At 70.1% G+C, this 13,388-nt stretch carries 11 protein-coding genes; 5 read left to right on the top strand and 6 right to left on the bottom strand.

The features are described 5' to 3' along the window. The first annotated feature begins 136 nt into the window (after positions 1-136). The 3 genes from gpmI (at position 137) to G9C85_RS06180 (ending at position 3,437) form a co-directional block, all read left to right on the top strand. Positions 137-1,687, top strand: coding sequence for a 2,3-bisphosphoglycerate-independent phosphoglycerate mutase (gene gpmI, locus G9C85_RS06190; protein WP_166037982.1), 1,551 nt, complete (start codon positions 137-139; stop codon positions 1,685-1,687). Positions 1,688-1,865: 178 nt separating this feature from the next. Beyond that, positions 1,866-2,489 carry a ferredoxin Fer gene (gene fer / locus G9C85_RS06185; protein ID WP_166037980.1) on the top strand — a complete coding sequence of 208 codons (624 nt, stop codon included), beginning with the start codon at positions 1,866-1,868 and terminating at the stop codon, positions 2,487-2,489. 90 nt (positions 2,490-2,579) lie between these two features. Continuing rightward, positions 2,580-3,437 carry a hypothetical protein gene (locus tag G9C85_RS06180; RefSeq protein ID WP_166037978.1) on the top strand — a complete coding sequence of 286 codons (858 nt, stop codon included), beginning with the start codon at positions 2,580-2,582 and terminating at the stop codon, positions 3,435-3,437. On the opposite strand, the gene G9C85_RS06175 is transcribed toward G9C85_RS06180, so the two are convergent. Then, positions 3,434-3,868 (bottom strand): GNAT family N-acetyltransferase, encoded by a 435-nt coding sequence (locus tag G9C85_RS06175; protein ID WP_166037976.1) that lies wholly within the window; start codon positions 3,866-3,868, stop codon positions 3,434-3,436. The two genes, G9C85_RS06180 and G9C85_RS06175, sit on opposite strands and share 4 nt — an antisense overlap. A 141-nt stretch (positions 3,869-4,009) precedes the next feature. On the opposite strand from G9C85_RS06175, the gene G9C85_RS06170 reads away from it, so the two are divergent. Continuing rightward, on the top strand, positions 4,010-4,489 hold the full coding sequence (locus G9C85_RS06170) for a methylated-DNA--[protein]-cysteine S-methyltransferase (RefSeq protein WP_166037974.1): 480 nt from the start codon (positions 4,010-4,012) through the stop codon (positions 4,487-4,489). Between the two features lie 60 nt (positions 4,490-4,549). On the opposite strand, the gene nadC is transcribed toward G9C85_RS06170, so the two are convergent. The 5 genes from nadC to G9C85_RS06145 all read right to left on the bottom strand — a co-directional run bounded on the left by nadC (position 4,550) and on the right by G9C85_RS06145 (position 10,470). Beyond that, positions 4,550-5,380, bottom strand: a complete 831-nt coding sequence (gene nadC / locus G9C85_RS06165) for a carboxylating nicotinate-nucleotide diphosphorylase (protein ID WP_166037972.1) — start codon at positions 5,378-5,380, stop codon at positions 4,550-4,552. Between the two features lie 2 nt (positions 5,381-5,382). Next, on the bottom strand, positions 5,383-7,023 hold the full coding sequence (locus tag G9C85_RS06160; protein ID WP_166037970.1) for an L-aspartate oxidase: 1,641 nt from the start codon (positions 7,021-7,023) through the stop codon (positions 5,383-5,385). A 3-nt stretch (positions 7,024-7,026) separates the two neighbouring features. Next, entirely contained in the window at positions 7,027-8,151 is a 1,125-nt protein-coding gene (nadA, locus tag G9C85_RS06155) for a quinolinate synthase NadA (RefSeq protein ID WP_193570664.1), read from the bottom strand. Positions 8,152-8,331: 180 nt separating this feature from the next. Further along, positions 8,332-8,799: a hypothetical protein gene (locus G9C85_RS06150; RefSeq protein ID WP_166037966.1), complete on the bottom strand. Its 468-nt coding sequence runs from the start codon at positions 8,797-8,799 to the stop codon at positions 8,332-8,334. Positions 8,800-8,892: 93 nt separating this feature from the next. Further along, positions 8,893-10,470 carry an amidohydrolase gene (locus G9C85_RS06145; RefSeq protein ID WP_166037964.1) on the bottom strand — a complete coding sequence of 526 codons (1,578 nt, stop codon included), beginning with the start codon at positions 10,468-10,470 and terminating at the stop codon, positions 8,893-8,895. Between the two features lie 215 nt (positions 10,471-10,685). Here G9C85_RS06145 and G9C85_RS06140 point away from each other — a divergent pair, with 215 nt between their 5' ends. After that, a complete protein-coding gene (locus G9C85_RS06140) occupies positions 10,686-13,367 on the top strand; it encodes a VWA domain-containing protein (RefSeq protein WP_166037963.1) in 2,682 nt (893 codons plus the stop codon). Positions 13,368-13,388 lie beyond the last annotated feature (21 nt).

The raw sequence follows: 13,388 nt of genomic DNA, 5'->3' as shown, positions 1-13,388 counted from the left end.
ATTACCGGGGGCGTGCGCTTCGATGCGGGACCCCCGGACGCGGTTGCGGGCGATTCGCTGGTTGGGAACTCGGTTGCGGCGGCGCGGTCGTCCGGCGTCCGAGGGCTACTTGAGTCCGGCTGTCGACGGTTCTGGTATGGACGTTGCGCTCGTCGTACTCGACGGCTGGGGATTGAACGACGACCCGGGCGAGGCCCGGGATGCGGTCGCGGCGGCGCACACGCCGGTGTTCGACCGGTTGCAGCGTTCGGGCGCGGCCGGTCGGTTGGCGGTGTCTGGACGGCGCGTCGGGCTCCCGGAGGGGCAGATGGGGAATTCGGAGGTCGGGCACCTGAACATCGGTGCTGGTCGGGTCGTTCGCCAAGAGTACACGCGCATCAGCGACTCGATCGAGGACGGGTCGTTCTTCGAGAACGACGCGCTCGCGTCGGCGTTCGAGTACGCTGCCGACACCGGCGGGCGCGTGCACTTCCTCGGGCTGGTGAGCGACGGCGGCGTGCACTCGAGCCAGGCGCACCTGCACGCGCTCGTGGAGATGGCCGCGGACCGCGGCGTGGACGCTGTCACGCACGCGTTCACGGACGGTCGGGACACCGCACCGACGTCCGGTGAGGGGTATCTCGCGGATTTGGATGCCGTCGTCGACGAGCACGGGACGGGGGACGTCGCGACGGTCACGGGCCGGTACTACGCGATGGACCGCGACCGGAACTGGGAGCGGACGCGGGCGGCGTACGACGCGATCGTGGACCGGGATGCCGAGCATCACGCGGACTCGGCTGTCGAGGCGGTGACGGCGAGTTACGACCGCGGGGACACCGACGAGTTCGTGGCGCCGACGACGGTCGGCGACCACGCGGGGATGGAGCGCGGGGACGCGGCGGTGTTCTTCAACTTCCGCGCGGACCGCGCCCGTCAGCTCACGCGAGCGCTCGCGGACGACCCACCGCACGACGACTCCGTCGAGCGGTCCGGCGTCGAGTGGCCGGACCCGCCAGAGATCCGGCTGGTGACGATGACGGAGTACGACGAGACGTTCGACCTGCCGGTCGCGTACCCGCCCGCGTACCCCGAGGACGTCCTCGGGGAGGTGCTCTCCGACCACGGGAAGACCCAGTTGCGGATGGCGGAGTCCGAGAAGTACGCGCACGTCACGTACTTCCTGAACGGCGGCCGGGAGGGCGCGTTCGAGGGCGAGCGTCGCGACATCGTCGAGAGCCCGGACGTGCCGACGTACGACGAGACGCCCGCGATGAGCGCCGGCGAGCTCACGGACGCGGCGATCGACCGCATCGAGCGCGAGGAACCGGACGTGCTCGTCCTGAACTACGCGAACCCGGACATGGTCGGGCACACGGGCGACTACCGCGCGGCGGTCGAGGCCGTCGAGGCCGTCGACAGCCAGCTCGGGCGGCTCGCCGAGGTCGTCCAGGCCGCTGGCGGCCACCTCGTCGTGACCGCCGACCACGGGAACGCCGACGACATGGGGACCGAAGACGACCCGCACACGGCGCACACGTACAACGACGTCCCGTTCGCGTACGTCGCCCCCGACGGCACGGCCGGCGGGATGCGCGTCCGGGAGGGCGGGTCGCTCTGTGACGTCGCGCCGACGCTCCTGCACCTCGCGAGCGTCCCGAAACCCGCGGCGATGACCGGCGAGTCCCTCCTCGAGGTCGAGGACTGACTCCCGGCGGCGTTCGTGGGTCGCCCCGTTCGTGACGCATCCCGTTCGTGGGTCGCTCCGTTCGTGACGCGCCCCGTGCGTAGAGGAACCCCACGCGTGGAACGCCCAGTACGTGGTGTGCTATCGCGTACCGAACCGCGGTGCGGGAGTTTATTTGATTCCTCTGGCTAGGGCGACTGTGCAGAGTCCGTTCGAGGTGCTCGGCGTCGACCGCGACGCCGACGAGGACGAGGTCCGTCGCGCGTACCGTCAGCGCGCGAAGGAAGCCCACCCCGACCAGGGCGGGACGCGCCGGCAGTTCCGCCGGGTCAAGGCCGCGTACGAGGAACTCTCCACTGGCGGTGGCCGGGACTGGGACGAGGTCGCGACCGACGAGGAGGGCGAGACGCTCTCGCGGACGGAGTCCGTCGTCGAGTACCTCGACTACGACGTGATCGTCGAGCAGGGCTGGACGCTCGACGACGACGACCTGTTCGCGAAGGCCAACCGCGTTCGCCTCGACGACGACGCGCACGGGACGTTCGTCGTCGAGGGCGACGACAGCGTCCTGGAGGCCGCCGAGTCGGCGGGGTTCGACTGGCCGTTCTCCTGCCGCGGTGGGGCGTGCGCGAACTGCGCAGTCGCGGTCCTCGACGGCGAGATGGAGTTGTTCCACGACCACGTCCTCCCCGAGGAGCTCACCGAGCGCGGCATCCAGCTGTCCTGCATCGGGACGCCTGCGACCAGCGAGATGCAGGTCGTGTTCAACGTCAAGCACCTCCCCGAACTCGAGGAGCACCTCCTGCCGCCCCGACCGAGCTAGCCGAACCTCTCGGTTCCCGCCTCCCTCCGGGCCAGGCGACCGAGCGGGGCGACCGGAACACCGAAGATGGATGTCCGCGAACTGGCAGGTGTGTCGCGAGACGTAGCTCAGGCGAGTTCGCGCAGCGGCGACGACCGCTTCCGGCACTCGGTCGACGACGACGCGTCCGACGGCGACGCGTCCGACGACGACGGGTCGCTGACCGGGCCGGACGGCAGCATCGACCGGGACGCGGTGCTCGCCGCGGCGATGCCAGTCCTGGAGCGATGGGAGCGCGAGCGCAGTCTCGACGCTATCCGCGGGCGCGTCCGGAACGTCCTCGTCGCGAGCGCGCTCGTCCTCGCGGTGACGTACTTCTTCGACCCAGGCGGGTTGACGGGTCTCGTCTTCCAGGTCTGGACGCTCGCAAGCCTCCCCGTCGCGGCCGCGAGCGGCGCGGTGTACGCCACGCTCCGGGACCCGACGCGAGCGAAGGAGGTGTGGTGGGACAGCGGGTTCGCCGTCGCGCTCGGTCTCGTCGTCATCGCCGCCGTCGTCCGCTCGAGTGCGACCAGTCCCTACGCCAGGGTCGCCTGGCAGCTCCTCTTCGGCGAGCAGTCGCCGACGGGGATGGACTACGGGTACGACGTCGAAGGGGGCGTCGACGATGCTCGCGTCGCCGAGATCCGCGAGTACGCCAGGTGGGCCGTCCTCGGGACGATCGGTGTCGTCGCGCTCGACGTCGGTGGACGCCTCCTCGCCGCCGACGGCGGACTGACCGCACTCCTCGACCTCGTCTCGAACCCCGGCACCGGTGGGGTCCCCGGCGGCGGCGGGGCTGGCGGTGGTGGACTGCCGGCGCTCCCGTCGGTCCCGACGGACCCCCTCTCCGTCGTGGCGCTCGTCGTCGCTGCGGTCGTCGTCGGATCGATCGTCGGCCTGTTCGTCGCCCTCCGGCGCGACCTCTAGTCCGTCCGGGCGTACATCCCCTTCGACGCCGGCCGCGTCTCCTCGAACCCGAAGCGCTCGTAGAACCCGTCGACGTCCGCCATCAGGTTCACGTACGCGCCCGCCGGCGCCGTCTCCTCGACGTACCCGACGAGCGCGTTCATGACGCGCGTCCCGAGTCCCCGCCGCTGGTGGTCGGGATGCACGGCCATGTCGCAGACGTGGTAGACGGTCCCGTCGTCGCCGACGATCCGCCCCATCCCGACGACCTCGCCGCTGGGCTCGTGCTCGACGACCACCGCGAACAGCGAGTTCGGGAGGCCGCGCTCGACGCCCTCGCGCGGCCGCGACGTCATCCCCGCGGCCGCCCGCAGGCGCTGGAACTCGTCGGGCGTCGGCGCACGCTCGCGGACGACGTACGCGTCCTCGCTCCCGCTCGAATCGCGTTCCATACCCGGGGCTGTCGCCCGCGACGCAAGAAGCCACCTGCTCTCGGTCCACTGCCAGTGCCCCCGAACGACGCCGAAGCCGGTCGCGTCGACGCGAGGGCTTAAGCCCGCTCGCAGCGTCGACTGCGACCGAGAGGAGCCCTCATGCAGGTATCCCTCGTGGAGACGACGATCGAGGTCGACGAGCGCGCGGTCGACGCCCCGACCGAGGAACTCCGCCGCCAGGTCCGCGAGTACGCGCGCGGCGACCGCCGCACGTTCGACCTCGACGTCGATGCCCCCACCGAGTTCGCAGGCGCCGCGATGGCGGCGATGCGCGACATCCCCTACGGCGAGACGCGAACGTACGGCGACCTCGCCGCGGACCTGGACACGAGCGCGGTCGCGGTCGGCGGTGCGTGCGCACGCAACCCCGTCCCGGTCGTCGTCCCGTGCCATCGCGTCGTCGCGAGCGACGGCGGCCTCCGCGGGTACTCCGCGAACGGCGGCGTCGACACGAAGCGCCGACTCCTCGAGTTCGAAGCCACCCACGTCGAGGACGCCACGGTCCAATCCACGCTCGGGACCGACCCAACAGTCCGATCCACGCTCGGGACCGACGCCAGCAACTCGGTCGATCCCTGAGGAGCGCGGGCCTGTGGTCGTCGAGACTGCCGCTCCCCGTAGCCGGCATCCGCTGACCGCTCAGTCGCCGGTGCGGAAGGAGAGGTCGAGACTCTGCGCGGAGTGCGTGAGACTCCCCATCGAGATCACGTCGACGCCGGCGTCCGCGTACGCGGGGACGTCCCCGATCGTGATGCCGCCGGACGCCTCGACGAGGACCTCGCGGCCGGCGTCGGCCGCTGCCTCGCGGACCCCCACGGCCGCGGACGCGGTCTCCGACGGCGTCATGTTGTCGAGCAGGACGACGTCCGCGCCGGCGTCGACGGCACGCGCGGCCTGCTCGCTCGTCTCCGCCTCCACCTCGATCTTCGTGGCGAACGACGCGCGCTCACGGACGTGCGCGACGGCGTCTTCGAGTCCCATCTCGGCGACGTGGTTGTCCTTCACCATCACCATGTGCGAGAGGTCCAGGCGGTGGGTGTCGCCGCCGCCGGCGACGACCGCGCGCTTCTCCACGCCCCGGAGCCCCGGCGTCGTTTTCCGGGTCGCCGCGATCGTCACCTCCGGGTCGACCTCGCGGGCCGCCTCGACCGCGCGTCGCGTCCGCGTGGCGACCCCGGAGGCGTGCCCGACGACGTTCACCGCGACGCGCTCGGCGCGCAACGTCGCCCTCGCCGGCCCCGTCGTCCACAGCACGACGTCGCCGGCGTCGACGTACGTCCCGTCCGCGACGGCGTCCCGCACTGTCACGTCGACGTACTCGAACACCGCCTGGGCGGCCTCGATGCCCGCGACCACGCCGCTTTCGGTCGCGACGAGCCGACCCTCCGTCTCGCCGGGGACGTCGTTCGTCACGTCGTGATGCCCGACGTCCTCGCGCAGCCACCGCTCGACGTCCGCGTCCGTGATCATCCTCACTCCGCCTCCGGCGGCGTCGCCGCTGTCTCCGCGTCGTCTTCGGCCTCGCCGTCCCCGGTCTCGCCGTCCTCGCCGTCGGCGTCGACGCGGTAGTGACAGCCGACGCTCTCGTCGTTCTCCGCGGCGGCCTTCGCGACGATGAGCGCGACGACGGTCGCGTTCCGGAGTTCGAACAGCGAGCGCGCGGTCCGCGTCCGGACGTACGCGTCGACCTCGCCCTTCAGTCGCCGGAGCGCCGGTTGCGCGCGCGCGAGTTCCGTCGGGTCGCGCCGCAGGCCGACGCACTCGCTCGTCACGCGCCGGAGCCGTCGGAACTTCTCTCTCGCGAACCGCTCGGGGAGGTCGGGGTCGCTGTTCCGGTACTCGGGCGGCTCCACGACGAGCGCCTCCGCGCCGAGGGGTTCGCGGTCGGCGGCGTCCCGGCCCGCGCGAAGCCCCCAGACCAGTCCTTCGAGGAGGCTCGTGGACGCGAGCCGGTTCGCGCCGTGCACGCCGGTGCGCGCGCACTCGCCGACCGCGTACAGGCGGTCGAGGCTCGTCCGCCCGGCATGGTCGACGTCCACGCCCCCGCACAGGAAATGCTCGCACGGCCGCACCGGGATGCCGGACTCCCAGTCGACGCCGCGGGCCTCGCACTCCGCGGCGAGCCCCGGGAACGCCGCGTCGAACGGCTCGGCGAGCGGCGACACGTCCAGGCGGACCGCACCGGTCGCCTCGCGCTCCGCGGCGACCGCTCGCGCGACCACGTCCCGCGGCGCGAGTTCCGCATCCGGGTGGTACGCTGGCATGAACCGCTCCCCGTCGGCGTTCCGGAGGACCGCGCCCTCCCCCCGGACCGCCTCGGAGAGGAGGAACGAGTCCTCGCCGTCGAACGCCGTCGGGTGGAACTGCACGTACTCCATGTCGGCGACGTCCGCGCCCGCGAGCGCCGCCATCGCGATCCCGTCGCCCGTCGACCCGGGTGGGTTCGTCGACGTCTCGAACAGGTCGCCGATACCGCCGGTGGCGAGCACCGTCGCGTCCGCGTACACCGCCTCGCCCGCGGGTGCCCGCGGTGCCAGTCCGCCGTCGCCGCCGGCATCCCCGTGCGCGCTCGCCCGCCTGTCGAGGACGGCGCCGTGCACGCGTCCTTCGTCGGTAACGAGGTCGAGCGCTGCGGTGTCCTCCAGTACCTCGACGTTCTCGACGCCCTCGAGGTGACTGAGGAACGGCCGGAGGACGTGCTGGCCGGTCGCCGCGTCCACGTGGAGGATGCGCTCTTCGCTGTGCGCGGCCTCCCGCGCGTAGTCGAGACCAGTCCCGTCCTCGTCGGTGTCGAACGGTACGTTCAGGGCGTCGACGAGCACGTCCATCACTGCAGCCGACGCCTCCTCGACGAGCACGTCCACCGCGGCCTCGTCCGCGGTTCCCGCACTCGCGTCGAGAACGTCCTCCTTGAGGGATTCGGGGCGGCCGCGCGTCGTCGCGATGCCGCCCTGCGCCCAGTCCGAGGACGCGTCCGCGGGCTTCTCCGCCTTGGTCGCCACGAGCACGTCCGCGCCGGCACGCGCCGCGGCGAGCGCCGCCGCACAGCCCGCGATCCCGGAGCCGACGACGAGCACGTCCGCGACGCGCGGACTCGGAGCATCACCGCTCATGTATCACACCTCCAGCATGCGGTCGAGCGCGACCTGCGCGAGTTCCTTCTCCTCGGGCGCGACCGCGACGACGTTGCGCTCGCGGCCCGCGACGAGCTCCTCCAGCACCCACGTCAGGTAGTTCGGGTCGATCTGACGCATCGCGTTGCAGTCCATGCACGCGTCGCCGCACAGGGGGAGTACCTCGACGTCGGGATGCCAGCGGTCGAGGTGCTTCGCGAGGTGGATCTCGGTCCCGATCGCCCACGCGTCGCCTGGGTCCGCGTTCGCGACCGTCTCGCAGATCGTCGCCGTCGACCCGACGACGTCCGCGGCCTCGACGACCTCGCGCCGGCACTCGGGGTGGACGACGACGTTCGCGTCCGGACGATCCGCGCGGAGGTCCGCGATGTGCTCCGCCGAGAAGCGCTCGTGGACCTGGCAGTAACCGTCCCAGAGCACGACGTCGGCTTCCGCGGCCGCCTCGGCCTCGATCCCCTCGGGGTCCCACGGGTCCCACTCCGCGATCGAGTCCTCCATTCCGAGTTCGTACGCGGTGTTCTCGCCGAGGTGCTTGTCCGGGAGGAAGAGGACCTTGTCGCCGCGCTCGAACGCCCACTCGAACGCGTCCGCGGCGTTCGAGGACGTGCAGACGAGGCCGCCCTGCTCCGCGCAGAACGCCTTCAGGTCCGCGTACGAGTTCATGTACGTGATCGGAATGATCTCCGAGTCGGGGGCGGCAGCCGTGATCTCCTCCCACGCCGCGTCGACCTGGAGCGCCTCCGCCATCCCCGCCATCGGACAGGACGCCTCCATCGACGGGAGGATCACGGACTGGTCGTCGTCCGTGATGATGTCCGCGGACTCGGCCATGAACGTCACCCCGCCGAACACGACGTAGTCCGCGTCCGCGTTCGCTGCCTCCTTGCTCAACTGGTAGGAGTCCCCCACGAAGTCGGCGTGCTCGACGATCTCGCGGCGCTGGTAGTTGTGGCCGAGGACGACGACGTCGTCGCCGAGTTCGGCCTTCGCCGCCTCGATGCGCTCCCGGCGTTCGTCCTCGGTCAGGTCGCGGTACGACTCCGGTAACTGCTCGAGGTTGTCGTACTTGAACAGGCTCAACTCGGTCTCGAACGTCGCGGACTCCATCTGTGGCACGCTTGACTCACCTGTGGTTCCTAACCACTCGGAAGCGCGCATTGAAGAACTTTTCTCTACAAAGCACGATACCGGTGGGGTACCACCACTGAATACGGTCTAACTCTACTACAGCGTTGTGTGTGGGCCGTTCGCAGAGGAAGAATACGTCTAAACCGAACCCTGACCGTGTCAATCGGCCTTCTGCGGGCTGGCGGTCGACGCCGCTTCGGGGTCTCGGAGCGACGGATCTCCCTCGCCGTCACCGTCGTCGGCTGGCGACCCCGCGTCGACCGCGACGGTGACGGCGACGAAGAGGAGGACCGCGTACGCGGTCGCGTACGAGACCAGGCCGTCGAGGAGCGGCAGGTCGTCGCCGACGAACGCGAACGCGAGCAGTATCATCGCCCAGTTCCGGAGGAACGACCGGAGCGTGACGCCGTCGTCCCAGTTCGCGGTCTCGTAGTGCGCGAGGTAGTACACCGACCCACCGACGCCGAGCGGGAGGAGCACGTACTCGTAGAGCGACGGGTGCGCGTACGCGACCGCGGCGACGAGCGACGCGACGCCCGACGCCGCGCCGAGGACGAGCGCGATACCGCGGCGGGCGCGGAGGACCCGGATGGGGCCGCGAAGCCAGGTTCGAGGGTCGGGGACCATGGCGGACCGTTCCGCACCTCGACCTATAATCCTTGTGACGTGAACTGGCGGGGACGGATCGTGCGATGACGGTCAGTGCGGTCGAGTCGACGGTCAGCGGGCGTCGTGGACGACGTCGCCGTCGACGACGGTCATCGCGACGTCGACGTCGCGGAGCGCGGACGCGTCGACGCTCCAGGGGTCGTCGTCGAGGACGACGAAGTCCGCGAGCTTGCCGACCTCGACGGTCCCCATGCGGTCCTCGTCGAAGCCGGCGTACGCGCCACCGCGCGTGTACGCCCGCAACGCCTCCGTGACCGAGAGTCGCTGGCCGTCGACGGGCGCGTTCACGGCGTGGTGGACGCCGAGCATGGGGTCCATCGGCATGACGTCCGAGGAGAACGCGAGGTCGACGCCGGCGTCGAGCAGGTCCCGGTAGCGGTTGGACTGCTTGCGGCGGGCCTCGCCGAGGCGCTGGTCGTACAGGCCGCCGGGCTGGGCCCACTGGAGGAAGTTCGGCTGGCAGGACGCGACCACGTCGAGGGCCGCGAAACGCTCGATCTGCTCGTCGGTCACGAGCTCGACGTGCTCGACGCGATGGCGCGAGTCGCCGGGGCTCTCGGCCGTCGCGTACGCGTCCAGTACCGCGTCGATGGCTTCGTCGCCGATCGCGTGCGCGGTGAACTGCAGGCCGAGGTCGTCCGCGCGGTCGACGAACCCCTGGAGTTCGTCGGGGTCGACCACCCACTCGCCCCGACCGTCGTCCGCCGCGTCGGCGTCTCCACTCCCGTCCGCGCCTCCCGCGTCGGCGTCCGCGTACGGCTCGGTGAGCTTCGCGGTGCGGCCGCCGAACGAGCCGTCCGTGAACGACTTCACGGCGCCGACCTGGACGAACTCGCTCCCGTGGTTCGTCGCGAGCCCGGCGTCTTCGAGCGCGTCGAGGTGGTCCGTCCAGTAGTTGAGGCGGACGCGGAGGTCCAGCGCGTCCGCCAGGTCGAGTTCGCGGTACAGCTTCGGAGCGGGCGACTCGCGGACCATGTCGTGGACGGCGGTGACGCCGTGCTCGTGCGCGTAGTCCCGCGCCGCAGCGAGCAACTCGCGGGCTTCCTCGCGGTCGCCTTCGGCGGCGTCCCAGAGCGGTTCGACGGCGTCCTCCACGAGCACGCCCGTCGGCTCGCCGTCCGCCGTCCGTACGTTGGGGTCGGTCGGGTCGACGTCGAGCGCGTCGAGGGCCGCGGAGTTCACCGCCGCGGTGTGCATGTCGACGCGGACGGCCGCGACCGGCTCGTCGTCGCTCACTTCGTCCAGGTCCTCGCGCGTGAGGTAGCGCTTCTCGGCCCACTCGGACTCGTCCCACCCGAACCCGAGCAGCCACTCGCGGTCCCGTGGCGCGTCCGCGTCCAGGATCGCGACCGCGTCGGCCGCGCTCTCGGCGCTGGAGAGGTCCGCGTACACCTGGTACTGGCCGAGCTGGAGCATGTGCGTGTGTGCGTCCACGAAGCCCGGGAGGAGCGTTCGGCCGCCGCAGTCGACCACGTCGGTTTCCGCGCCGACGAGGAAGTCGACCTCGTACGCGCTGTCGACGCGCACGACGCGGCCGTCGCGGACGGCGACGGCCTCGTACGTCTCGTCGGGCTCAGCGAGGGTATGCACGTCCGCGTTCGTGAACACGCGGTCCGCAGGCGTCGTCATGTCGTGGGCCGACGGCACCGGGGAGCAAAGACTTACTGCTCGCGGCCGACGCCGCCCCTGCGTCCGACCCGAGCATCCACGTGGACCGGAGATAGTGTCAAACAGCGCATCTCCCGTGTTCGCTCGCGAAGAGCGCCAACTATGCATATTTCCCGACTATCTAGCGGTAGATTTAAGATTGGTTCGTCCAAAGAATACGTGAAACCAGGGCCACAATGAGTAACGCAACCAACCACACACCACCTGCCGACCGCGGCGTCTCCGAACTCGTCGGCGTCGTCGTCCTGTTCGGCATCGTCGTGGCCGGCTCGGCGATGATATTCGTCTCCGGAACCGCGGTCACCGACGACGTCCGCGCCGAGGGACGCGTCGACGCGGCCGAGACGGCGTTCGTCCAGATGGACTCGAGCGTCCAGTCGCTCGCACAGAACCGCGGCAGCAGCCGCGAAGCCGTCTCCATCGGTACCGTCGACCCGAACAGGGCCGAAGTACGCGACACCGGCCGAATCCAGGTCCAGATCAACGAGGAGAGCGCGTGCACGGCGACGATGGACCTGTCCGCGATCGAGTACCGGGACGAGGGCGGGACCACCATCGCGTACGAGGGCGGCGCCGTCTGGAAGCGGACCGACGCCGGCGTCGTCGCGCAGAAGCCCCCCGAGTTCGGCTACCAGGACGGCTCCCTCCAGCTCGAGGTCGTCCGGATCGACGGGAGCGTCGAGGACGACGACGTACGCATCGACTACGACCGAGCGACGTCCCTCGACGAGACCGAGGCCGTCCACGACCAGCTGTTCGCGACGCCGCGTTGCAGTCGCCCGCGGAACGTCACCATCACCGTCACGAGCGACTACCACGAGGGCTGGCAGGACCACCTCGAGTCCCAGTTGCCTGCGTCCGCGACGGTCGCGACCACCGGGTCCGAGACCGTTCGCGCCCAGATCCCGCTCGACGTCGAGTACGACGTCATCGACCTGCCCGGGTCCGGTCCCGGCGAGGTCGTGGACACGGCGAACGGCGACGGCATCGAGGTCGCTGCCGACGGAACGGGACCGGCGAGCCCGAGCGTCTATCCAGGTACGATGACGTTCCTCGGGAGTTCGAACGCGGCCCTCGAGTCGTACACGACGAACGAGACGACGTGGGACAACGAGACCGTTCCCCAGAACGTGACGGTGTGGGCGAACGAGACGGTGCCCGTCACCGTCGACGAGTCGGTGACGTTCACCGTGAACGACACCGAGTACTACTGGGACAACGAGACGACGACCGTCTGGAACAACACGACGGTCCGCAAGCGCGTGAACGGCACGCCGCCGCTCGAGGTGTCGTTCGTGCTCGACGAGTCCGGGTCGATGCAGAACGACGGGAAGATGGAGCAAGCTCGCGACGCGACCCGGTCGTTCCTCTCCGTGATGAAGGTCGACCAGGGACACCGCGTGAGCGTCACGGGGTACGACTACTGTTCGGAGGAGGTCTACTCGGAGTACTACGGCCAGTGGACGTGCGGCTACGGCGCGACCGAACTGGACGTGACGACGTACCAGTCGTTCACGACGAACCAGTCCGCTGCGAGCGGTGCACTCTCGGAACTCCAGGTCGGTGGTGGCACGCCGATCCCGCAAGCGATCGAGCAGGCGTCAGACGAGTTCCGCGCGAGCGGCAACGAGTCGAACAACCAGGTGCTCGTGCTCCTCACCGACGGGAAGGACGACGACGGGGCGCCCTACCCCTACGAGACTGCACAGGAGGAGGTTCCCGCGAACGTCACCATCTACACGATCGGGGTCGGTGACGACGTGAACGACGAGGTCCTGGAGAACGTCGCGACCACGGGCGACGGCGACGGCGAGTACATCCCCGTGACGGACGCGGGCGAACTCGACGACGTGTTCTCGAGTATCGCGCGCAACGAGACGACGGAGATCGTTCACTACAACAACTCGACGACCGTCGTCGACCCGAACAAGGAGAAACGGACCGTCCAGCGGAACGTGACGGTCGAACCCTCGGAGACGCTCTCGAAGGACGTGAACGTCTCGCGGACCGTCGGCGCGGACGAACCCTACGGCGTCGGCGACGCGGTCTGGGTGAACGCGACGCGGACGGTGGCAGACGGCGAGACGGTCGTCGTGAACCGGACGCTGAACCGGACGATCGAGCACGTGAACGGGACGGAGGTCGTGCCCGTGGCGGTGTCCCGCGAGGTGACGCTCGACGGGTCGCGGACGGTAACCGTGAACGAGTCGGTGACGCTCGGCGAGGAGCGAACCGAGTTAGAGAACACGTCGTCGACGGAGACGACGACGCACGAGATCGTCGTTCGGCGGCCGACGACGCTCTCGACGACGTACAACGATTCGTCGCACTCGCTGTGGGGCGGTCGGAACCTGAACGCGCTCGACCCGGCCGTCGACCGCGGGTCGTTCTCGAACGTCGTCGTCGAGGAGGACTCGACGCTACAGTTCCTGCCGTCGATGCACGCGTGTGCCGACAATACGACGCACGACGAGCAGATCAGTATCGGCGGGACCGACCACAACCTGACGACGTGTACGTCGACCGGGAGCGAGGTCGACCTCGACGAGGAGGTGTCCGTCTACACGAACGGCGAGACGTTGCCCGCGGGGTCGGCGCCGGACTGGCAGGCGAGCCTCCGCGAGATGCTGACGGTCGACGGCACCCACTACTACGCGGACGAGGACGGGACGCTGGTTGCGTCGAACCTGTCTTCGAATCAGGCGATCGTGGTCGTCGAGGCGTCGGACGCGGCTGGCCGCGACAGTAACAACGTGGTGTTGCTCGTCGAACTCGGGCAGTCGACGGAGACGAGCAGCGAGCACCTCGTGTCCGTCGAGGTGACGTCGGTGTCTGCGAGCTCGGACGACGACGACTGACCGGGGTCGAGACGCTCGGTT

This window comes from Halorubellus sp. JP-L1 (assembly GCF_011440375.1).
In the GTDB taxonomy this organism is placed as follows: Archaea; Halobacteriota; Halobacteria; order Halobacteriales; family Natrialbaceae; genus Halorubellus.
This window is presented reverse-complemented; position numbering and strand designations above follow the sequence as displayed.

What these genes read in the sequence shown, in the direction of transcription:
- G9C85_RS06170 (WP_166037974.1), top strand. Translation starts at nt 4,010, where the DNA reads ATGCAGGTATCCCTCGTGGAGACGACGATCGAGGTCGACGAGCGCGCG.
- G9C85_RS06145 (WP_166037964.1), bottom strand. Translation starts at nt 10,470, where the DNA reads ATGACGACGCCTGCGGACCGCGTGTTCACGAACGCGGACGTGCATACC.
- G9C85_RS06160 (WP_166037970.1), bottom strand. Translation starts at nt 7,023, where the DNA reads ATGAGCGGTGATGCTCCGAGTCCGCGCGTCGCGGACGTGCTCGTCGTC.
- gpmI (WP_166037982.1), top strand. Translation starts at nt 137, where the DNA reads ATGGACGTTGCGCTCGTCGTACTCGACGGCTGGGGATTGAACGACGAC.
- G9C85_RS06140 (WP_166037963.1), top strand. Translation starts at nt 10,686, where the DNA reads ATGAGTAACGCAACCAACCACACACCACCTGCCGACCGCGGCGTCTCC.
- nadA (WP_193570664.1), bottom strand. Translation starts at nt 8,151, where the DNA reads ATGGAGTCCGCGACGTTCGAGACCGAGTTGAGCCTGTTCAAGTACGAC.
- G9C85_RS06175 (WP_166037976.1), bottom strand. Translation starts at nt 3,868, where the DNA reads ATGGAACGCGATTCGAGCGGGAGCGAGGACGCGTACGTCGTCCGCGAG.
- nadC (WP_166037972.1), bottom strand. Translation starts at nt 5,380, where the DNA reads ATGATCACGGACGCGGACGTCGAGCGGTGGCTGCGCGAGGACGTCGGG.
- G9C85_RS06150 (WP_166037966.1), bottom strand. Translation starts at nt 8,799, where the DNA reads ATGGTCCCCGACCCTCGAACCTGGCTTCGCGGCCCCATCCGGGTCCTC.